Below are 21,023 nucleotides of genomic sequence, written 5' to 3' on the forward strand. Positions count from 1 at the left end.
GATTTCCCTTTCGTTTTGCTGCTGGCTCTATGCCGGATCGCCCGCGGCGCCGGGTCCCGGGGGTTGCTCTTCTCCGGCACCGTCCGGGGCATCCGGCTGGGTTCTGTCGGTGCGCATGTAGATATCGCCCACCGCGGCGGCCACTTCGTCCGGCGAGCCCTCGAACTCGATCCTCCCCTGGGCCATGACTGCAGCCCTGTCCGCCACTTGGAGCGCTGTCTGGGCGAACTGCTCGACGAGCAGGATGGTGAAACCCTCCTCCGCTGTCTGGGCGACGAGCTCGTACAACTGGGCGACGATCAGAGGCGCCAAACCCATCGAGATCTCGTCGAGGAGCAGGAGCGACGGGTTCGTCGCCAACGCTCTCGACATCGCGAGCATCTGCTGCTCGCCGCCCGACAACGTCCCCGCCAACTGGCGCCGGCGGTCCGCCAGCCTCGGGAACCTCTCGTAGGCGACCTTCTCCACCTCCGAACGCCGAAGCCCGCCGCGGAAGGTCCACATCCGCAGGTTCTCGGCCACGGTCAGGTTCGGGAAGATGCCTCTGCCCTCGGGGACGCTGCACACGCCTCTACGCGCGAGGCGTTCCGGGCTCATCCCCGTCACCTCCCGGCCCGAGACGTGCACGCTGCCTCGGAGCGGCTTCGTACGGCCGCTGGCCACTCGCAGCAGCGTTGTCTTGCCGGCGCCGTTGGGGCCGAGGAGGGCGAAGACCTTCCCGGAGGGCACAGAGAGGCTGACGCCGTGGAGGACCTCCACTCTCTCGTACGCCGCGCTCACACCGCGCAATTCCAGCGTCGGCGATGGAGCGAGCGTCGCCTGCCCGCCTGTACCGGTCGCGGTCTGAGTGTCACTCACGGGCCCACCCCCACGCTCCCGGTCCCCAGGTACGCCGCCTGCACGTTGGGATCCGCCCGTATCTCGCCCGGCGTGCCGGATGAGATCACGCGCCCGAAGTCGAGGACGAAAACCTTCGAGCAGATCCTCATCACCAGATCCATGTCGTGCTCGACGAGCAGAATCGCCATGCCGAGACCCGCCAGTTCCGTGAGCAGGTCGCCGAGACGGTCGCCTTCGGCGTTGTCCAGACCCGATGACGGTTCATCGAGCAGCAGTACTTTCGGCTCGCATGCCAGGGCCCGGGCAAGTTCGACCAGTCGGGCCATGCCTGTCGGCAACACGTCTGCCTGTCGATCTGCCACTGCTGAGAGGCCGACCCGGGTGAGCAGGTCGTCCGCTATCTGGCGGCCCTTCCGGCCTGTCATCCCGTGGCTTTCGAGAGCGACGAGCACGTTGTCGCGCGCGGATAGCGAGCCGAACAGCTCCAGCCTCTGGAAGGTGCGCCCCAGGCCGAGGCGTGCTCGCTGTCTGGGTCGTTCGCGAGTTATGTTTCGGCCGCCGAGTAGGACCTTGCCCCTGTCGGGTCTCTGAAGGCCGGTGACCACGTTGAACGTCGTGGTCTTGCCGGCTCCGTTCGGTCCGATCAGCCCGGTGATACCTCCTTCGGTTACCTCGAGGTCGACCGAATCAAGAGCCCGCACGCCGCCAAAGTCGACCGTCACCTCCTCAACCTGCAGCATGGGTCAACTTCCCCTGCGGTGACCCGGCGCCGCCCGCCGCAGCCGAGTCGATTGCCACCGCGTCCCCTCCGAGTGACTGGTCCCTGCGATCCCGCCATTTCTGCAAGGCAGTGTTCCCCCCGAACGTCCCCTCCGGGTTCTGCGACACGCCGATGGCAGCCAGCCCCACCAGGAGCGAGACGACATCCCGAGGTTGCGACAGGTGCTGCTGAAGCAGCGGGCCGAGCGCGAACAGCACGCCGGCGAAGAGCATCCCTCCCGTGGTGCGGATACCCCACGCGACCGCGAGCAACAAGAGGGTGAGGCTGATGATGAAGGAGAAGTCGTTGGGGGCGACGGCCCCCTGGGCACCCCCATAGAGGGCGCCGCCCAGGCCGGCCACGGCGGACGACACCGTGAAGATGACCAGCTTCGTGCGAGTCATGTCGATGCCGAGGGTTAGGCAGGCCGAGGGGCTGTCGTTGACGGCTAAGAGCCGCCGGCCGAACCGCGACCTGCGCATGGCGAGCACGCCGATCGCCAGCGCCGCGAACACGACCGAGAGCAGCAACAGATACGAACGGTCGCTCCTCAGCGATATCCCCGGGAGGTGCGGGCGGGCGACCTGCAGGGAAAGCGACACGCCGAACACGCGGATGTTGTTGAAGAAGGCGAGGTCCATCCCGTACGCGAACGCAAGAGTTGCCAGTGCCAGGTACAAACCCCGCAGGCGCAGGGCGGGCAATGCGATCAGCATTCCCGCCCCGGCAGCGAGGCCGACCGCAGCGAGGACTCCCAGCAGAGAGCCACCGGTACCGCCCACCTTGCTCATCGCGAACGCTCCGAGGCCGGCGAATGTCAACTGGCACAACGACACCTGGCCGCCGTATCCGGTGAGCATCACGATCGACAGCATGATGATCGCAAGGGCCACGCCTCGGTTGGCGTAGTTGAGGTTCCCTGAGGACAGCGTCCGCGAGACGATGCCCGCCACCACCAGGAACACGGCGGCGGTGACCAAGGACTCGCGCCGGCCGACGACTCTCGGTGCGCGCACCCGGACCCGCCTGGCGAGGCTCGCGCGGCCTTGAGGCAGGGCAAGCATGACCACGAGCAGGAAGAGCATCGGTATGACCTGCTCGAGGTAGGTCCAGATGTCACCGACAGGGAGGTATCCGATCGCGTACGACTGCAGCAGCCCGAGGACGATGGCCCCGACGAAGGTCAGCGGGAGACTCCTCAGACGGCCGAACATTGCCGCCGCGTAGCCGTTGATCACGAGAAGAGTCAGCGTGGTGATGTCGAGGTTCGTCAGCGGAGCCAGAAGGATTCCCGCCACTGACGCCAGTGAGCAACCCAGCGCCCAACCGAGCTGGGCATACCGGGCGGGCGTAGCACCGGTCAGCGAGGCCAACTCCCGGTCGTCGACGACAGCCCTCGTAGCTATCCCGGGCCTCGTGTGGTAGAAGAACAAGCGGAGCGCCACCGCGGCGAGCGCAGAAGCTCCGACGATGATCAACTGGTGCCAGGTGAGCACGACGCCACCGATGCTCATCTGGTGCCCGTTGAAGAACTGGGGAATGCGCCGGCTCACCTGCGGATTCCAGATGATCGTCGCTACTGCAATTCCCAGAATAAGTAACGCGATGGTGACGGTCAGCTTCGCTTCCAGCGCGGCGTTCTCCAACCGGCGCACTACCAGCCGTTCGATCAGCGCGCCGACGAGCGGAGTGAACACGAACACGATCGCGAGGAAGGACAGCCACGCAGGCCAATGGAAGTCCTGTGAGAGCTGCCAATAGAAGAAAGCGCCGATCATCCCAATGGCGCCCTGCGCGAAGTTGAAGATACCGGACGTGGTGTAGGTCACGACCAGGCCCATTGCCGTTATCGCGTATACGCACCCGTACGTGGCTATGCCCGCCACGGTCAACGACAGGAATTGCGACATGACTCAACCAGTTCCTAACGGGCTCCCCCTAAAGAGGGCCACCCCCCCAAAGTGGTGCGCGAACACTACAACACGGTTTCATCAGCGGATGATCGTCGGGTTCCGCCCAGTGGGAGCGGTGCAATTCAGGCAAAGCCCTTCATTTGCGGGCCAATTACTACGCCGCTGGCGAGAAGTCGCGCGAAGTCGAGACCGGAAAAGTAGAAGCCGCTTCCTGTCAGCTCGACGGAAGAACCCCTCTTGCCGGCGAATGCGAGGACCGCCTGACATGACTCCGGACGCGACCGCACCCGGGCCGGGGGCCCGGGTGCGGTGCAAGGCAGGAACGGTGGCTTGCTAGAGCGGTCCGCGCCATCGGTGCAGCAATTCTGCGAACCTCTTTAGACGACCTGACGGCGACCCGTCCCAACTCCCGATCTGCGGCTGTAACCCGACCGGCGGCTGAACCCCCAGTAGATCGGAGCGACCATCGACGTGATCGCCAGGATCGCTCCGACGATGATGAGGAAGATCCCGTAGCCACTGCCTATCCCGAGCGGGTGGGAGAAGGTCGAAGGCTGCGCGACGACCACGATGCCGAACACGAGGGCCACGATGCCGAGAAAGCTCATTCCGCCCCGGCCGGCTCCAGGGATCGATCCGACTGCGAGCAGCAGTGCCCCGTAGACCAGCTCGATGTAGCCCATCAGCTGCGTCTGCATGGAGCCGGCGACGCTGACGTGCTCGGAGGTGACGTGGCTGTTGATGCCGGTTCTGGCAAGGGCGATCCCGCCCAGGACGACGAAGACGATTCCGAGGATGATGGCAATGATTTGCGCGGGGCTCCACGGCTGCCTTTCGACGGCAACCGATCGGCTCTGGTATGCGGTTTGACCCTCGGCGTATTGGTCGCCGGGGACTGCGGTTGGTGGGTAACGCTCGGCCATTTTGCGATGTGTCTCCTTTATGAGTCAGGTCAGGAAGGGGCCGCCGTTACCAGCGGTACCAACGACTGCCTTCTCCGGACCTGAAGGCGAATCCGGCGATCCAGGCAATGAAGAAGATGACGGCCACTATCCATAGGAGGTGGGCTGCGAAACCCAACCCAAAGAACAAAAGGGCCAAAAGCAACACAAGCAGAATCAAGCCCACGACTGGGATTCCTTTCTCTCTCTCCGCCCTACGAACAAGCTGCCAGGAGGCAGCTTTTGTTGGGATGTTTGATACCCGGGCGCGAGAGAGCCCAAACGCGCTTCAGTTCCTGCTTAATCGGAGGCTACCGAAACCCTCGCTGTCTCTTCCGGATCGCGCCGGGCATCTGGCGCACCGCTGCGGATGATCAGCCGCCTCAGCGTCGCGTCGAACGGGAACGGGGGCTCGTAGTCGTCGCACACCGCAAGCCCTCGGTCGCGACCCACGAGCAGGCCGCCTCCCGCCGTCGCCTGCGCTGCGAATACGGCGGCGCCCGGGTGGTACGCACCGGCGACCGTTTCGCCGTCGACAAGGATCCGTAGGTTGTCGCGGCCGGGAGGCGCCGGCTTGAACTCCACGGACAACCGGCATTGGCCCGATGGGACGCGCCGCTCCGACCCAACACGGGTGGTGTGGCCCATAGACACGAGGCATGTGCACGGCCTGCCGTCGAGTAGGTAGAAAGCCCATCCTTCGTTGAGATCGCCCAAGGCACACACGACACCCGATGGAGGCTTGGCCTCCGAATCGATGTCGGCGACTGCTGTGAAGCCGCCGAACAACCGCGGCATCACGCCTTCGTATACGGGCGAGGTCCCCGGCACATATACCGCCTCGGAAGGCTGCGGGAATTCACCGGGATGCAGCGCCGACAGCGATTTGGGTCCTTCGAAAAGGGGCAGCACCTGGTTGCGCCCGGCCTCCTCCCACCAAATCCGCTCGAGCTGCTCGACCCGATCAGGAAATCGGTCCGCCAGATCGATGGCTTCAGCGAAGTCCGCGTCGAGGTTGAAGAGGAACCACCGATCGGAGTCGAAGTCATCGCTTCCGGTGATGACTTCGCGTTCGCCGAACATTGGGGATACGTAGTCGGTAGTGACCTTCCAACCCTCGTGGTAAAGACCACGTGAGCCGTGCATCTCGAAATACTGCGTACCGCGAGGCGCCGGAGCGTCCGGATCCGCGAAGGTCCCCACCAAGCTGGCGCCATCAACGCGCTGCTGGGTCACTCCATCCACCTCGGCGGGCGTCTCTACCCCGATGAAGTCGAGAACCGTGGGGAAGATGTCGACGGCGTGACAGAACTGGGAGCGCACCGAGCCCGCATCGTGCTCCGGGCCGCTACGACCGGGAAGCCGCGGCAAACGCGCTATCAGAGGTGTGCGGACCCCGCCAAGCCAGGCGTAGCGCTTCCAAAGCTGCAAAGGGGTGTTGCCGGCCCACGCCCAGCCGAAAGGGTAGTGGTTGAACGCGCGGGGACCGCCGATCTCGTCGATCCTGGTGAGCGCCTCATCCACGCTCTCGGGGTTGCCGAGCCAGGCGGCCGGCTCGTTGAGAGTGCCGGTGGCGCTGCCCTCGGCGCTCGCGCCGTTGTCGGACAGCACGAGGACCAGGGTGTTGTCCAGTTCGCCTCGTGCATCGAGAAAATCGAACAGACGCCCGAGGTGCGCGTCGGTGTGGGCGACGAACCCTGCGAACACCTCCATGTAGCGGGCGAACAGGCGCCGCTCGCCAGAGGTGAGCTCACCCCAGGCAGGAATCCAGGACGGGCGTTCCGTCAGGACAGTCGAGTCGGGCACGACGCCTGAGATCTTCTGCCTGGCGAAGATCTCGTCCCGCAGCGCCTCCCACCCAGCGTCGAAGGCTCCGGCGTATGCGTCGCTCCATTCCGGCGGGACCTGGTGCGGTGCGTGTGCAGCACCCGTCGCCAGCCAGCAGAACCACGGCTTGGCAGGAGTGGCCTGTCGCTGATCGGTGATCATGCGGATGGCTTCGTCGACGAGGTCTTCGGTGAGGTGGTATCCCTTGGCCGGAGAGCGCGGTGGGTCGACGAGGGTGTTGTCGCGACACAGCTCGGGTGCCCATTGGTTGGTCTCGGCGCCGAGAAACCCGTAGTAGCGCTCGAAGCCGACGCCGAGCGGCCAGCGGGTCATCGGACCCGACTGCGAGTACTCGCCGCGCGGGCAGAGGTGCCACTTGCCGACGGCGAGAGAGCTGTAACCGTTGTCGCGAAGGACGCGCGGGAGCAAGGCTGCGGAAGCCGGCAGCCGGCCCGTGTAACCAGGAAACCCCAGCGGGGTTTCCATCGTCATGCCGATCCCGACGGCGTGGTGGTTGCGACCACTCAGGAGCGCTGCCCGTGTGGACGAGCAGATAGACGTGACGTGGAAACGGTTGTACCGCAAGCCTTCCGCGGCGAGACGGTCGATGTGGGGGGTGCGTACCGTCGAGCCGAAGCAGCCCAGCTGGGCGAAGCCGACGTCGTCGAGGACGACTACGAGCACGTTAGGGGCGCCAGAGGGAGCCTTCGGGTACGGGATGAACTGAGGGTCAGCCTCGCTCATCCGCAGGGTCCGTGTCGGTTGCGCGCCAGTCAAGGCGCACAGCTTGTCAGCGCCGGCCCTCGGCCGCCATGTCCAGTGCTCCGAGGAACGCTGCCGCCCAGTGGTGCACGTCATCCTCGAACACCCGCCGGCGCATCGCGCGCATCCGGCGGGCGGCCTCGGCACGAGCGTGTGTCGTGGCGCGCAGGATGGCCTGCTTGGTGCCGTCGATGTCCCACGGGTTGACCAGGTACGACTGGCGGAGCTCGTCGGCAGCACCGGTGAATTCGGACAGGACGAGCCCGCCTCTCTCGTCATGGCGGCAGGCCACGTACTCCTTCGCCACGAGGTTCATGCCGTCGCGCAAGGGCGTCACGAGCATCACGTCGGCCGCAAGGTAAAGGGCTGCCATCTCCTCGCGTGGAAAGGACTGGTGCAGGTAGTGGATGGCCGGTTGCCCGACGTGGCCGTGGTCCCCGTTGATCCTGCCGACGATCCCCTCGACCTCGTCACGAAGATGCCTGTACTCCTCGACACGCTCCCGGCTGGGAGTTGCAACCTGCACAAGGGTGGCTCGGGGAGGCCGGAGGTGCCCCTCGTCCAGCAACTCCCCGAATGCCCTCAAGCGGTGGAGGATGCCCTTGGTGTAGTCGAGCCGGTCGACACCGAGCAGCAGCACATCGGGATTTCCCAGCGAAGCTCGCAGCTCGCGCGCCCTCGCCGCGGTCTCGGGCCGGCGGGCCAGCTCGTCGAGCGAGGTGCTGTCGATCGATATCGGAAAAGCTCCGGCTCGAAGCCGCCTGCCGGCGACCTCGATGACGGATCCTCGCGTCGTGACATCGGCATGGCCCCTGGCCGCGCGCAAGAAGTTGGCCGCGTCGTCACGGCGTTGGAACCCGAGAAGGTCTGCGCCGAGCAGGCCCTGGATCACCTGTGTCCGCCAAGGTAAGCGCGAGTAGATCTCGTATCCCGGAAACGGAATGTGGTTGAACCAGCCGATCCTCAGATCCGGCCTCTTGCGCCGAAGCATCGCCGGGACCAGCTGCAACTGGTAGTCCTGGACCCACACCGTCGCTCCTCTGTCACACGATGCCGCCGTGACGTCCGCGAAACGATGGTTGACCTTCACGTAGGCGTCCCACCAACGACGCTCGAAGAACGGCCGGCCGGTGACGTCGTGGTAGAGGGGCCAAAGAGTGGCGTTCGAGAACCCCTCGTAATAATCCGCCACCTCCGCCGAACTCAGCGGGACGGGGACGAGATCGAATCCCTCGATCGAGAAGGGTGCAAGCTCCTCACCCGCAGAGCCGGACCATCCGACCCACTTGCCGCCGCTCCCCTTCAATATCGGGGCCAGCGCCGTGACCAACCCTCCGGGACTCGGGCGCCAGTCGTCCTCGAACGCAGCGTCGTCGCCCGGAAGGGGACCGTTCGCGTGCTCGACCGGTAGGCGGTTGGCCACGACTACCAGAGAACTTCGCCTACCCACCATGAGGCCAACTTAGCGGTGAAGGCAACACCCTCCCCGCAACCGAGCCGAGCCCGATCCGGACTCCGCCAGCACCCGGAGCCCACCCTGAGATCACAACCTCGTCGCCGTCTTCGAGAAAGGTGCGCTCGCGCCCGTCGCTGATCGCAAATGGCTTCGCCCCACCTCGGCTGAGTTCCAGCAGCGACCCGACCTGATCCAGCCGCGGTCCGCTCACCGTTCCGGACCCGAGCAGGTCGCCGGTCCTCACGTGTGCGCCGTTGCTCGTGAGATGGGCGAGTTGCTGTGCGCAGGTCCAGTACATCGCGGAGAAGGGAGGTGTCGAGACGATCTCGTCATTGATGCGGACTTCGAGCGAGATGTCGAAACCCCAGGGTTCTTCGGCGTCGCGAAGATGAGGCAGAGGTGTCGGCGACCGCCGTGGGGGAGGCACGCGTGCTGCATCGAGCGCCGACAACGGCACGACCCATGGGGAAACCGATGTGAGGAAGGACTTTCCGAGCAGCGGTCCGAGAGGCACGTACTCGAACGATTGGATGTCGCGTGCAGACCAGTCGTTGAGCAGCAAGACACCGAACACGTGCTCGGGGAACGCTCCCACGGACACCGGGATACCCGGGCTGCTCGCCATGCCGACGACGAAACCGACCTCCGCCTCAAAGTCGAGTTTCTCGGTGGGCCGGAAGACAGGAGTGCCGTCTGCCGACGCGAGCTGTCCGCTAGGTCGGGTGACCGGCGTTCCTGACACTGAAACCGTTCCCGACCGGCCGTGGTAGCCGATCGGCAGGTGCTTCCACTGCGGTGGCAGGGGCTCCGCACCTGGACGGAATATCCGCCCCACGTTCGCCGCGTGGTGCTCTGAAGCGTAGAAGTCGACGTAGTCCGCAACAGTGAACGGCAGGTGCATCTCGACGCCTTCGATCGGTCGAAGATGCGGTTCCACCACCGCCCTGTAAGCCGAATCACGCAACCACGACGTGATCGCTTCCCGGGTCGCGCTCCAGGTCGGCGGTCCAGCCGCCATGAGGGCGTCCAGTGACGATGCTCCATGGAGCACATCGGCAAGCGGCGAACCCACTGCGACGGCTGTTGCTCCCGCGTCGAGCACCTGGTCGCCGATCGCCACGCCCACCCGGTGGTCCGTCGAGCCGTCGCTGAACACGCAATACGGAAGGTTCTCCAGGGGAAACGGTGAGCCTTCCGGAACCGGGACCCAACACCTGCTCGCCTGCACGACCCGGATGGTATGGCGCCGACGGCTATCCCGTGGACATCGCCCCGGCCAGCTCGGCGGACATCGCCGGCCCGAGGAAGTTGGAGTAGACGGCGGTGATGTGATTGTCGTCGCGCCAGACCTCGAGGTTCCCGACGATGTCGGCGCACTGCCCGTTGGCGCAGAACCACGGCTCGGTCCGCACGTAAGAGGCACCCGCTTGCACGGCGGCCTGTCTTTCCAGAGTCTCACCCGCTTCGTTGTAGCCCGCGTCCTCGGACACCTGACACTTCTGTGCCGAGCTCAGGTTCTCCGAAAGGCACGACGGCACGATGAACTGAGGCTTCGGGACCGGGCCGATCACGAGAACCTTCGGGCCGAGCTTGATGATTGACGAGATCATCTCGCTCAGCCCCTGCAGCCAGGTCTGCTGGTACGGAACGAACCCGTACTCGGCAATGTAATGGCGCGCCATCGCCAGGACGACAAGAGCGGGATGCACCTGAGCTATGCGGGTCAGGACGTTCTGCCGCCACGTCTCGCATTCCGTGAACGTCCGGCCGAGCTCGGGACTCCAGATCGGAGCGTCGATGGGCGGGCAGGTGGCCTTGGTCCAGTTGTAGAGCTTCCAGCCGTTCCGGTTGGCGGCGTAGTCGAGGGCGGGGAACCACATCGCTGCGTGAGAGTCGCCGAAGAGGACAATGCTCGTCGTCGACGTTTCGTCGCCGAAGGCGCAGTTGCGCACACTGCTGTCCAAGTAGCTGTCCATGCAACCGTCAACGAACACGACAGGGTCGTCCAGGTGCGCCTTCGAGACCGACGGGTCCAGGTTTGCCGGCACTTGCGTGGTATTCAGGGAAGCGGCGACCTGCGACTGCACCTGCGCGTTGATGGCGTTGATCGCCGCTTGGTGAGGGTCGACGTTGACCGTATGGCTGTGGACTACCGGCGACGGCTGGTGGATCACGGCGACCGGTGCCCGACCGTGCCCGGCGAGCGATGGGAGGGTCGCCGCTATGACAGCGCAGGCAACGGCTCCGCCGGCGCTGAGGGTCCCCCCAGCCAGAAGGCTCCTCCGCGCCATCGCCGACAACCAGGCGGAGGCCCGGGCCGGATTCTCCACGACGACAAAAGAGACGAGCGCTACCAGTCCGCTGATCAACGCGACCAGAAGATTCTGCCCCAGGTTCAGCGGATGGCCGAGCGCATCAGGAGCCAGGACGAGAAACGGCCAGTGCCACAGGTACCACGAGTACGAGATTCGCCCGACGAGCCGAGGGCCTGGCCTGCCGAGAACTAGCCCGGGTCCGAGGGCTGCCGTCCCTCCGGCGATGGCCGCCGCTGTCCCGAGCACCGGGGCGAGAGCAGCGACGCCCGGGAACGGCGTCGACGGTCCGATGAGGAAGAAAGACCCCGTGATGGCGGCCAGGCCGCCCCATCCAAGGACCACAGCGGCGCGTGGATTCAGGTTCTCAACGAGCGGTGACGCCAGCGCGAGGAGGCCACCTGCGCCGAGCTCCCACGCGCGCGTCGGCAAGGAGAAGAACGCCCACGGTTGGTTGACGTGGGTGAGCCACAACGACAGCGCGAACGACCCGGCAGTCACCACCGCGAGAACCGCCATCGCGCTCCATACGTCGGGGCCCTGCAGCTCGCCACGAGTGGTGCGCCGCCGGCGCCACACGAGCGAGCCGACGATCAGGAGCAGCGGCCACAGCAGGTAGAACTGCTCCTCTACACCGAGTGACCAGTAGTGCTGGAACGGGGACGGTGCCGCCGTGGCGTTCAGGTAGTCGGTCTGTTGCGCGGCGAAGCGGTAGTTGCCGAAGTACAGGGCGCACGCGATGCCATCCCGGGCGACGTTGTGCAGCTCCAGCGGAGGCAGCCAGATGCGTGACGCGACGATCGTGACGACGACGACGAGGATGGAGGCTGGCAGCAGGCGACGCGCGCGGCGTGCGTAAAACGAGGCGAGCGAGACGCGCCTGGTCCGACGGAGCTCTCCCCACAGAAGCCCGGTGATCAGGTAGCCGGACACGACGAAAAAGACGTCGACTCCGACATAGCCGCCGTGGAGGATCCCGACGTGGGCGTGATAGAGCACGACTCCGAGGACCGCGACGGCGCGCAGGCCTTCGATGTCCGGTCGGAACGATGGCCGCGCTCGCCTGGGGGCACGTGGGACGCTCTGGTAGTGCAGGTGTCAGTCTCCAGCCTTGCCGGTTCGGCGATTGTACGTGGAGGCGGTTCGGGTGAGCGGTCAGCCGCTCCCCGCGCCGAGGTCCAGGATCCGATCGCAGCGAGCGGCAACGTCAGGATCGTGGGTTGCCAGGACCAGGGCGGTGCCGCGGTCGGTCACCTCGAGCATGCGCGCCAGGACGAGGCTGCGCATTTTGGCGTCCAACTCCGCCGTCGGCTCGTCCGCCAGCAGGATTCGCGGCTCCTGCGCCAACGCGCGCGCGACCGCAACCCGCTGCTGCTGGCCCCCGGACAGGTCGTCCACGAGCTGGCCGGCGTGCGAGGCGAGCCCGACCGCAGCCAGTACCTCGGCGGTCCTGCCGCGCGCCTGGGCCAACGACCCGCCGGCCGCCCGAACCGCTATCTCGACGTTCTCGGAGGCCGTGAGGAGGGACACCAGCCCGTAGCCCTGCAACACGACGGCGACGCCCAATGCCGGTCCGGCGAGGCCTTGCAGCGGTGCCCCTTCGACGCGGACCTCACCGGCGGTCGGCCGGGCGAGGCCACCGAGCAGGGCGAGGAGCGTCGTCTTGCCGGAACCCGAGGGCCCTACCACGGCAAGCTTCTCGCCGGCGGCGAGCTCGAGGTCGACGCCGTCGAGGACCACGGTGGCGCCCAGCTGGTAGCGGAGGGAACGTCCCTCGAGAACTGCAGTCACAGGTCCTCCGGGTCGACACGGGTGAGCTCCACGCCGTTGTCGGTGCGTTCCGCCTTGGCGAGCGAGCCCGGCGGCAGCACATCCATGATGTCCTCGGGTAGCTGGACGGTGCCGTCGCGCCCGACGACGACGAACTCCTCTCCCGCCCTGCCTTCCGCTCCGACGCGACCGTCCCTGATGGTTACTGTCCTGCCGACCGCTTGACTGACGGCGGAGTCGTGCGTTACGGCGACCACCGTGGTGCCGAGGTCTTCGTTCGCGGCCCGGATGAGATCGAGCACCACCGAGGCCGACGCGTGATCCAGCTGGCTGGTCGGCTCGTCGGCGAGAAGGAGTTGCGGCCCGTTGGCGAGCGCGACGGCAATGCCGAGCCGCTGCTGCTCGCCTCCAGAGAGGGTCCCGGCGCGCCGGTTGGCTGCTCTGGCCAGTCCGACCGCCTCCAACAGCGCGCCTGCCCGCCGGCGCTTCGCGGTGGGCGTGCGGCGGGTGGGCCCCTGCGCGAAGACGACGTTGCCGAGAGCGGTCTCGTAAGCGAGAAGGTTTCGGGCCGGGTTCTGTAAGAGGATGCCCACCTCGCGGAGGCGCATGGAAGCAGCCTCCTTTGCGGTGAGTGATCGCAGGTCATGCCCGGCGGCGCTGACCTGGCCGGCGGTCGGGCGGATGAGGCCCGCGAGGATCCACAACAGGGTGGACTTGCCGGCGCCCGATGGCCCCAGGAGCGCGACGGTCTCGCCGGCGGCCACCTCGAGGTCGACCCCGCGCAGGGCGGTCACTTCCTGGCCGGCGGTCCCGTACACGTGGACCAGGCCGTTGCAGCGCACCGCCGGCGGGTTCACTGTGCGCCCTCCCGCAGCTGCGAGAGTCTTGTCCCCTTGACCAGGACGGCGCCGGCGATCGCGGCTATTGCAACCACGGCCGCAGCACCGATAACCAGCACGCTCGTCAGAAGACCTGCAGGGGGTGCGTAGGAGAGGACCGACGAGGGGGGGGCGGACGTGAACTCGGGCAGTACCCGCAGCACCAGCGCATCGGCGCCCAATCCTGTCGCTATGCCGACGACCACCCCATATCCGAGGATCATCACCTGCTCCATGACGACCGACCGCGACAGGGTGCGAGAACCTATGCCCACGACTTCCAGGGATGCCATCTCGTAGCGGCGCCGGCGGGCCGAGATGGCGAGTCCGAGGATCGCGCCGGCGGCTGCCATCGCCGCCGCCAGCGCTGCCTCGGCAAGGAAGAGAACACCCGCGAGCCCGGGTCCGGCCCGCCGGAACGCGGCCGCGCTGTCCTGCTGTGTCTGGATGGCCGTCACCTGCACCCCCTCCGACCGCAGACGCGACGCGATGGCGGTCGTGTTCCCACCGTTTCCGACCCAGACCTGTTGCACGACCTGGGCGAGGTTCCCGCCGGCGTCGATCTCAGCGAAGCGCCGGTCCACCACGACGCCGCCGGTCGCCAGCCCGGGAACCGCCTTGGCGACAGCGACGACGTCGACGGGGAGGTCGTGGCCGTCCAGGCCGGACGCGGTGAGCTCGCCCGGACGCGCAGCAGTGCTGGAGGGAGCTAGCGCCGGCAGAGTCTCGGGTACATCAGCGTAGGCCACCGTGGCGTCGACGACCCCGGGAAGGCTCCAAGACCAGGCAAGACCGCCGGGTGACGAGCCGGCTCTCTCGCCGGCCCTGCTCCCCGACGCCCGCCAGTCGCCGGGCGCCGAGAAGCTCGCATCCACCTGGTGCCAGCCCGTGGAGTCGTGAACCTCGAATGAACGCACGGTCATGCTGCCGTCGAACTGTTCTCCTCCGCCAAGCGAAGGATCCGGTACGAGCGTCAGATCCTGGACCCTGCAGGGGCACGCCGGCATCGCTGCCGAGGCCGTGAAGTCCCCGTTCTGGGGGAGAGCACCGAGTTGCACGGGGGTCTCCCCTAACCCCGTCGGGGTCTGCACGTCCAGGACCATCGTCGTGCCGGCCGGCGTCAGGCTGGAAACCGACAGGTTGACGCGGACCGAGTCACCGTTGAGGATCAACGGCGAGGCCGTCGGAGGAGCGAGCAGTTGCTGGATCCGGGACAGCAAGCGCTTGTCACCCGGCCAGGAAGCGACCGCCGCCCAGCGTCGCGCGTCAACGGCCAAGGTGGTGGAGCCCGAAGCCGAGTAGACGTCCACGGCAGCGGCCCGGCGCCCGGAAGGATCTGCCCGGGCCACCAGCGAACCGAGGTCCCGCCCCTGCGGGACTTGTACGGTCAGCACTGCGGGCGCCCCGACGGTGACCCCGGCGGCTGCCCTGTAATTGGAGCGTTCCACGGCCCACACCGACACGGCGAAGGTCGCTACCGCGAAGGACGTCGCGAGCAGGATGGTCGTGCGCGCACCTCCAGGGCGGCGCGCCACGTGGCGTAGCGCGAGAAACGTCGCGATGCCGTTCCCGATCCGGCTGGCGGCAAGAGCACGGCACACCAGCGGCAGCATGCGGGACGCGACGACGGCCACTCCGAGACCGAGCAGCCCCGGTACGAGAAGGCTCAACGCGCTGTGATGAGCAGAGTCGATCTGTCCTCCCAGGACAAGGTCGATCAGGCCTGCAGCCGCGCCGGTCAGCAGCAGCGTGTCCAAGACCCATGTCCGTCCTCTCGGTCTGCCCTCCGCCTTGCGCCACTGGTCGAGGACGGGGCGGCGCAGCGTCCCCAACGCGGACACGACGACCGCGACGATGCCGGCCGCGGTCGCGACTGCCGCTGTCGCGATCGCTAGCGTCGGGAAACTGGTCGGCGTGCCGGGTCTGAGCAGTACGTGACCCAGGACCAACGCCAGCCCCCAGCCCGCCGCTCCGCCGACCGGCAGCGCTGCGACAACGACCAGTGAAGGTTCGAAGAGACCGAACGCCGCCGTCCTCCATCCCCCGAATCCCCTCAGCTTCGCCAGCGCCACGTCCGGCCCTCTCGCAGCAACCGCGTCGCCCACGAGCAGGAATAGAACCAGCCACGCCAGCACCAGTAACTGCAATGTGATCACGACGAGCGGAACCGCCAGCGAAGCCCATGAGTGCGTGACACCCGCCATCGTCTGCGGGATGTTGCTCGTGGCCACCGCTTGCGTCGCCTGGAGATCTTGACTGTTGATCAGATTGGTGACACCGGACTTCAGCACCGCTACTTCGGCAGGGCGGAGGGCCCCTTGGTCGAGCAGAGACTCGATCACCACGTTGCCCTGCGCGCTCGCGGGTGCACCGGCGAGCGTCGACGGCGGAGTGAACATCGCGTCGTACGCGGAGGCAAGGACCTCGGCCGGACCCCCCGCCGGATATTCATAGGGGAAGTAGTTGCTCGCCCTGTCGAACCAGTAATCACCGGTGGCCACGGGTGCCTGGTAGATGCCGGTCACGGTGAGCGGCCCCCAAGCGGCGAAGGTGACTGATTGACCGAGTTTCCAGTTGTTGGTGGAGGCGAGAGAGGCGCTGATCAGGATCTGCCCATGATCGTGCGGGCAGGATCCTTGAAATCTGAGGTGGTCGCAAACGCCGGTCCGCGACACCAGCGGGATGGCCTCCTGGTCGGCGCTGTCAAAGGCCGTTGCTTCGACGGAGAGGATCGCCGGCTCGAACAGCTTGCTGTACGAACCAGTCAGGGAGGCGACGGTTGAGGACAGCGCATCCGTTCCGTTGCCCACCGGACCGCTCTGGACGACCTCGAAGCCACGTCCAATTACGGGCGCCGCCTCGACGGCGTCACGCATGATCGAGGTCTGGGCCGCGCTGTAGTAGATGGGACCCGCCGCCGCTCCGGCGACAGCGACAACCGCGACCACGAAGACAACCGCGGAAGATCCTGCCCTGCTACGAATCCCTCTGAGGGTTGGTCCAAGTCGCGCGAGCGACATCAAACGTTCCCGACACCTGAACGTGCCTGCGGTAGCCAGGCGATCGGGCGCCCCGGTGCCGCGACGGCGACGATGGGTCCGGACGGGGCGCTCGCCACGTACCACCGCGCCTTGGCGGAAGGCGGGATCGCGGCCGGGCACAGCAAGGCCGACCCATCTCGCGACCAGATGCATTTGGCCGCGCCGGGATCGCCCGGCGGAAGAGCACGGACGGACGAGCCACCGCCGAGGGTCCAGGTGGCTATCTCCGGACCGTTTGACTCGGCCACGTACGCGATCGTCGAGCCGCGTGGTGACCATGAGATGAGCGCACCTGGGATTGGCCCGATGCCCACCTGGATCTCGCCTTCGACGGCACCGGTTCGGTCGACGACGACTATCCCTTCACTGAGACTCCCGCTGGCGGGTGCGACCCCTACCGCCACCATGTCGCCCTGCGGGTCCGGCGTGGGATGCAGCACCACCGGGACGCTTGGATCCAGTCCGACGGCCCCAGCCGCCTGCCCAGCCGTGATCAGGGTCACGGCTGGAGAACCGGCATCGCGCAGCTGCACCGCCGAGTCGGGCGGTGCCACCTGGCCGCCCGGTGCGCCGACTTCCTGGCCGGGTACCGAAACGAACGCTCCGACCTGCTGCGGGTCGCCAGCTGCCTCGTCAGCGGTACCCAGCGCGACAGGCTGACCGCTCGACAGCGGGATCACGTCGAGTCCGGCGTCTGCAGTCGGTGAGCCGAACCGGCCCTCCGTGAGCAGGACGACAGCTCGGTCGTGATCGGCGAAGGGACCACGCGTCGACAGGACCTGCTGCTGGTTTGGATGCACCTGCGTGGCAACACGCACGATCGTTCCACCAGAGATCGAGAAGATCGTCCCGTCAGGTGCGGCGAGATAGTCGCCGTCCGGGGACGGCGTCGGGATCCCGTTGCCGAACCTGCCGAGCGAGCCCATCGCGACCACGTCGGTCCCGTCGATCCGTGCGGTCGCCAGTTCGCCCTGCGGGGTGACCACGACTACCCGGGCGGATGGGGGGGCGCCGAGAGGTACGGCGGCGTATGGGCCGTGGGGAGAACCCGAGCCGGTCAAGCCGAGTGACAGGCCGACAGCCAACGATGCTGCGAGCACACCTACGACCGAAGCCGTCAGGAGCCGCCGGCGCCGGCGTTGTGCCGGGGGCGGCTCGGGATCGAGAGCGGGAAAGCGTGGCCTTTCCCGGTGAGGCTGCCCCGTCACACAACTGTCATAGCACGGCTCGCGGCGCTACAAGCGTGGGGAAATGCGGTTGGCTGGTGCGAGGAAGCCCCGCCCTGCGTCGGAATCGGGGAAGCGGTCGACGCGACCAAGTGGTACGTCGTAGGAACCACGCTGCTCAAGGAGTTCGATGACGGCCACCTACCAGCTAGCTAGATGGTCTATCAGCCCAGGAATGGGTAGTGCTACGTCAACTGCACTCTGCTCGAGGAGGCCGTCATGTACGCCCCAGGCACCCACACTCGAACATATCGCCGGACTGGTTCGGCGAGTCGCCTGCTGGCAGTGCTCAATCCCGAAGTCCATAACTGCAGGGTTCCCCAGCCCAGCAGGTAGGGCTCCGCGGCGCTTCGGCTTCGAATCGACCAATGACCACCTCGAAAATGCAGGTCCGACTGGACCAGGCTTCAGGAGCGTGGCGCCTCCGACGGCGCTCGAAAGGCCGTGAGGCCGACACCCTGCCCGACCCATCGATGCCGCCGGGAACGGACCGGATTCCCGAGCTTCGACACATCATCCTCCTGATGATGGAGAACCACTCATTCGACAACTACCTCGGCCGGTTGGGGCGGGGGGAGGGTCTTCCCGAGCCTCTGCCGGTCAACCGGACCTATGAGGGTCGACCCATTCCGGCCTATCGATTCAGCCGAACGGATCAGAATGCAGTGTCTCCGTCGCAGTCGTGGCGGTCGAGTCACATTCAATACGCAGAAGGACGCAACGACGGGTTCGCTCGAGCGGTCGAGGACATGGCGCCCGACACCAATCCAGCCCTGGGCATGGGGCACTGGGGCGAGGAAGACCTGCCCTTCTATTACGACCTGGCACGCACGTTTCCTCTGGCCGACCGGTGGTTCAGCTCGTGCTTGGGCCCCACTTTTCCCAATCGCCGGTTTCTGATCGCGGCCACAGCCAACGGACTGATCGACGACGCGATCGCCAGCATCATCGACCATCCTCGGACCGGCACGATCTTCGACCTGCTCAACCGGTACCGGGTGTCATGGGTGAACTACCACCACGTTCCGCCACTACAGCTCTGGCGTGAGCAGGCGGGCGTTCGCGGAAGGCGGGTTGCCGCCCACACCCTCGGCGGTCTCCTAACCCGCGTCGACTATCGGGCCAAGGGTCATGTTCGCTGCACGGCCAACGTCTATCCACTAGGGCTGGCTCGGACGGTTGGTCACCTCCGGCATATCGACCAGTTCTTCAAAGATGCCGCATCAGGCCACCTGCCGGCGGTCAGCATCGTCGATCCCGACTTCGACACGTGCTCAGAGGAGAACCCCCAGGACATACAGGTCGGGGAGAGCTTCGCGGCCGATGTCATCGACGCCGTCATGCATGGTCCGGCGTGGTCGCACACTGTCCTGATCTGGTTTTATGACGAGCATGGCGGCTACTTCGACCACGTTCCGCCCCCGGCAGCCGTCCCGCCTGACGATGTGCCCCCTCACAGTCTGGCCGACAGCAAAGGAGCTCTTAAGTGGGTCGGACGACATCTCCACCTGTGGATGTCTCTTCGCCATCAGGACGACGCCGGTGGTGCCTACGACCGCTACGGATTTCGGGTGCCAGCGGCCATGATCAGCCCCCGCGCCCGCCCCGACTTCGTGACGTCCACGGTCTTCGACCACACGTCCGCCCTGAGGATGATCGAAGAGAAGTGGAACCTACCGAGCCTGACGCGACGTGACGCTTCCGTTACCGCGCCTTGGGAGATGCTCGACTTGGACGGGCCGCCCTATTTCGCCGTCCCACCCAAGATGTCGGCTCCGGCCCGACCGGGAGTCTGGCGCCGATACTGACTACCGAGACCGGTGACGAGGCGGTGCTCCGACGACACCGAGTGAAGTGATCAGAGACTAGACACGAGGAGGGTCTGCTACCGAAAAACCTGAGCCCGAGAGGGGAATCGAACCCCTGACCTACGCATTACGAGTGGGCTCAGCGGGGTTGCTGAACGGTGCTCGCTGTCCCGGCGCGTCGCAGTTTAGCGGTCTGACCTGGGCGTTTCCGGCCACAGCAGCGACGAGGTGCGACAGCCGATGACATATTGCAACGTGTTTGTTGGGTCAGATGTTGGGTTTTTGGGCCCCGAATCGAAGCAGCCGCCTGGCTCAGCCGGCAGCGGTGGGACCCGTACCCAGCCGGGGGTCACAACCGTCAAGGCACCTTCGGGGCCGATCACCGACAGCGACTGCACCAGGAGCTCCGAGGGGACCCAATAGCTGATCCATTTGCTTGCTGCAGCCCTTGGGTCACGTCCGGTCCGATTGGCGGTGAGAGCCGCGCAGTGCCCGGTGCTCGGGTTGCACACCCCAGGCTATGGGCTCGGACAGTGGGTTGGGGCCGACAGCAGCTCTTATGGCACTTGGCCCGAGAGCACGCAGATGCTCGTCTCGACCCCGCGGACCGGTTCCAATGGAGGACACCATGGCATCGCTCGCTACCGATATCACCGACTACCTGGAATGGATGGCGGTCCACAACTACGCCCGGACCACGATCACGAGTCGCCGCTACTACCTCGGGTACTTCCTCGAGTTCATGGGCCGCCTCGAACTCACCGACACCCAGCACGTAGTCAAAGAACACATCAGCGCGTACCAGGACCACCTCTACCAGCTCCGCCAGACCGATGGCCACCCGCTCGAGGTCGCCACACAGATACAACGACTCATCCCCATAACCCAAATCTTCGCCTGGCTGCGCCGCCAAGGGCGCATCACCGTCGACCCGGCAATCGACCTGCTCATGCCCAGAGCCGAAAGGGCACTTCCCGAAGCCACCCTCTCCGCAAGCGAGATCGCCACCATCCTCGCCGTCCCTGACATCACACGCCCCCTCGGACTGCGGGACCGGGCGATCCTCGAGGTCTTCTACTCCACAGCCATACGACGAGCCGAGCTGATCGCCCTCACCCCCCGCGACGTCGACTACGCCAGGGGCACCCTGTTCATCCGCTCCGGCAAAGGCGCCAAAGACCGCTACGTTCCCATCGGAGAACGAGCCCTGTTCTGGGCACGCCTCTACGCAGACCTCTCCCGACCCCGCCTCGCCGGCGACACCAACCCCGAGCAACTGTTCATCTCCTCGGTCGGAACAGCGATCTGCAAGGACTGGCTCAGCCGGCGCGTCCACCGCTACATCCAACAAGCCGGCATCGACAAGCACGGCAGCTGTCACCTCATCCGCCACAGCGTCGCAACCCTGATGCTCGAAGGCGGCGCCGACATCCGCTACGTCGCCGAAATGCTCGGACACGCCCGCCTCGAAACCACACAACGCTACACC

The 21,023-nt window shown here is 66.4% G+C and carries 14 protein-coding genes and 1 tRNA gene; 2 read left to right on the forward strand and 13 right to left on the reverse strand.

Annotated features, from left to right (window positions below; all coding sequences use genetic code 11):
- Positions 1 to 27: 27 nt before the first annotated feature.
- From VNF71_12335 to VNF71_12390, 12 genes are all read right to left on the reverse strand, one after another.
- Complete coding sequence (locus tag VNF71_12335) at positions 28 to 858, reverse strand: ABC transporter ATP-binding protein (protein HVA75341.1); 831 nt, start codon at positions 856 to 858, stop codon at positions 28 to 30.
- Positions 855 to 1,580, reverse strand: a complete 726-nt coding sequence (locus tag VNF71_12340) for an ABC transporter ATP-binding protein (protein HVA75342.1) — start codon at positions 1,578 to 1,580, stop codon at positions 855 to 857. The genes VNF71_12335 and VNF71_12340 overlap by 4 nt, the downstream gene beginning before the upstream one ends.
- On the reverse strand, positions 1,567 to 3,510 hold the full coding sequence (locus VNF71_12345; protein ID HVA75343.1) for an ABC transporter permease: 1,944 nt from the start codon (positions 3,508 to 3,510) through the stop codon (positions 1,567 to 1,569). The genes VNF71_12340 and VNF71_12345 overlap by 14 nt, the downstream gene beginning before the upstream one ends.
- Positions 3,511 to 3,890: 380 nt before the next feature.
- Entirely contained in the window at positions 3,891 to 4,436 is a 546-nt protein-coding gene (locus VNF71_12350; GenBank protein ID HVA75344.1) for a hypothetical protein, read from the reverse strand.
- Between the two features lie 318 nt (positions 4,437 to 4,754).
- Positions 4,755 to 7,025 carry an arylsulfatase gene (locus tag VNF71_12355; GenBank protein HVA75345.1) on the reverse strand — a complete coding sequence of 757 codons (2,271 nt, stop codon included), beginning with the start codon at positions 7,023 to 7,025 and terminating at the stop codon, positions 4,755 to 4,757.
- A 46-nt stretch (positions 7,026 to 7,071) separates the two neighbouring features.
- A complete protein-coding gene (locus tag VNF71_12360) occupies positions 7,072 to 8,496 on the reverse strand; it encodes a trehalose-6-phosphate synthase (protein HVA75346.1) in 1,425 nt (474 codons plus the stop codon).
- Positions 8,486 to 9,727: a fumarylacetoacetase gene (gene fahA, locus VNF71_12365; GenBank protein ID HVA75347.1), complete on the reverse strand. Its 1,242-nt coding sequence runs from the start codon at positions 9,725 to 9,727 to the stop codon at positions 8,486 to 8,488. Before fahA ends, VNF71_12360 begins: the two co-directional genes overlap by 11 nt.
- A gap of 25 nt (positions 9,728 to 9,752) precedes the next feature.
- Positions 9,753 to 11,906: an acyltransferase family protein gene (locus tag VNF71_12370; GenBank protein ID HVA75348.1), complete on the reverse strand. Its 2,154-nt coding sequence runs from the start codon at positions 11,904 to 11,906 to the stop codon at positions 9,753 to 9,755.
- Positions 11,907 to 11,966: 60 nt separating this feature from the next.
- Positions 11,967 to 12,602: an ATP-binding cassette domain-containing protein gene (locus tag VNF71_12375; GenBank protein ID HVA75349.1), complete on the reverse strand. Its 636-nt coding sequence runs from the start codon at positions 12,600 to 12,602 to the stop codon at positions 11,967 to 11,969.
- Entirely contained in the window at positions 12,599 to 13,438 is an 840-nt protein-coding gene (locus VNF71_12380) for an ABC transporter ATP-binding protein (protein HVA75350.1), read from the reverse strand. The genes VNF71_12375 and VNF71_12380 overlap by 4 nt, the downstream gene beginning before the upstream one ends.
- On the reverse strand, positions 13,435 to 16,407 hold the full coding sequence (locus VNF71_12385; protein ID HVA75351.1) for an FtsX-like permease family protein: 2,973 nt from the start codon (positions 16,405 to 16,407) through the stop codon (positions 13,435 to 13,437). Before VNF71_12385 ends, VNF71_12380 begins: the two co-directional genes overlap by 4 nt.
- Positions 16,408 to 16,478: 71 nt before the next feature.
- Positions 16,479 to 17,708, reverse strand: a complete 1,230-nt coding sequence (locus tag VNF71_12390) for a hypothetical protein (GenBank protein HVA75352.1) — start codon at positions 17,706 to 17,708, stop codon at positions 16,479 to 16,481.
- A gap of 386 nt (positions 17,709 to 18,094) precedes the next feature.
- On the opposite strand from VNF71_12390, the gene VNF71_12395 reads away from it, so the two are divergent.
- A complete protein-coding gene (locus VNF71_12395; protein ID HVA75353.1) occupies positions 18,095 to 19,534 on the forward strand; it encodes an alkaline phosphatase family protein in 1,440 nt (479 codons plus the stop codon).
- A gap of 90 nt (positions 19,535 to 19,624) precedes the next feature.
- Here the strand turns inward: VNF71_12395 and VNF71_12400 are convergent.
- Positions 19,625 to 19,698: transfer RNA gene (locus tag VNF71_12400), tRNA-Thr, on the reverse strand.
- Between the two features lie 464 nt (positions 19,699 to 20,162).
- On the opposite strand from VNF71_12400, the gene VNF71_12405 reads away from it, so the two are divergent.
- Positions 20,163 to 21,023, forward strand: an 861-nt coding sequence (locus VNF71_12405) for a tyrosine-type recombinase/integrase (protein HVA75354.1), incomplete at its 3' end; no start/stop codon positions are given.

This window comes from Acidimicrobiales bacterium (assembly GCA_035533095.1).
Lineage (GTDB): Bacteria > Actinomycetota > Acidimicrobiia > Acidimicrobiales > Palsa-688 > DATLUM01.

What these genes read in the sequence shown, in the direction of transcription:
- VNF71_12340 (HVA75342.1), bottom strand. Translation starts at nt 1,580, where the DNA reads ATGCTGCAGGTTGAGGAGGTGACGGTCGACTTTGGCGGCGTGCGGGCT.
- VNF71_12345 (HVA75343.1), bottom strand. Translation starts at nt 3,510, where the DNA reads ATGTCGCAATTCCTGTCGTTGACCGTGGCGGGCATAGCCACGTACGGG.
- VNF71_12350 (HVA75344.1), bottom strand. Translation starts at nt 4,436, where the DNA reads ATGGCCGAGCGTTACCCACCAACCGCAGTCCCCGGCGACCAATACGCC.
- VNF71_12355 (HVA75345.1), bottom strand. Translation starts at nt 7,025, where the DNA reads ATGAGCGAGGCTGACCCTCAGTTCATCCCGTACCCGAAGGCTCCCTCT.
- VNF71_12360 (HVA75346.1), bottom strand. Translation starts at nt 8,496, where the DNA reads ATGGTGGGTAGGCGAAGTTCTCTGGTAGTCGTGGCCAACCGCCTACCG.
- VNF71_12395 (HVA75353.1), top strand. Translation starts at nt 18,095, where the DNA reads ATGACCACCTCGAAAATGCAGGTCCGACTGGACCAGGCTTCAGGAGCG.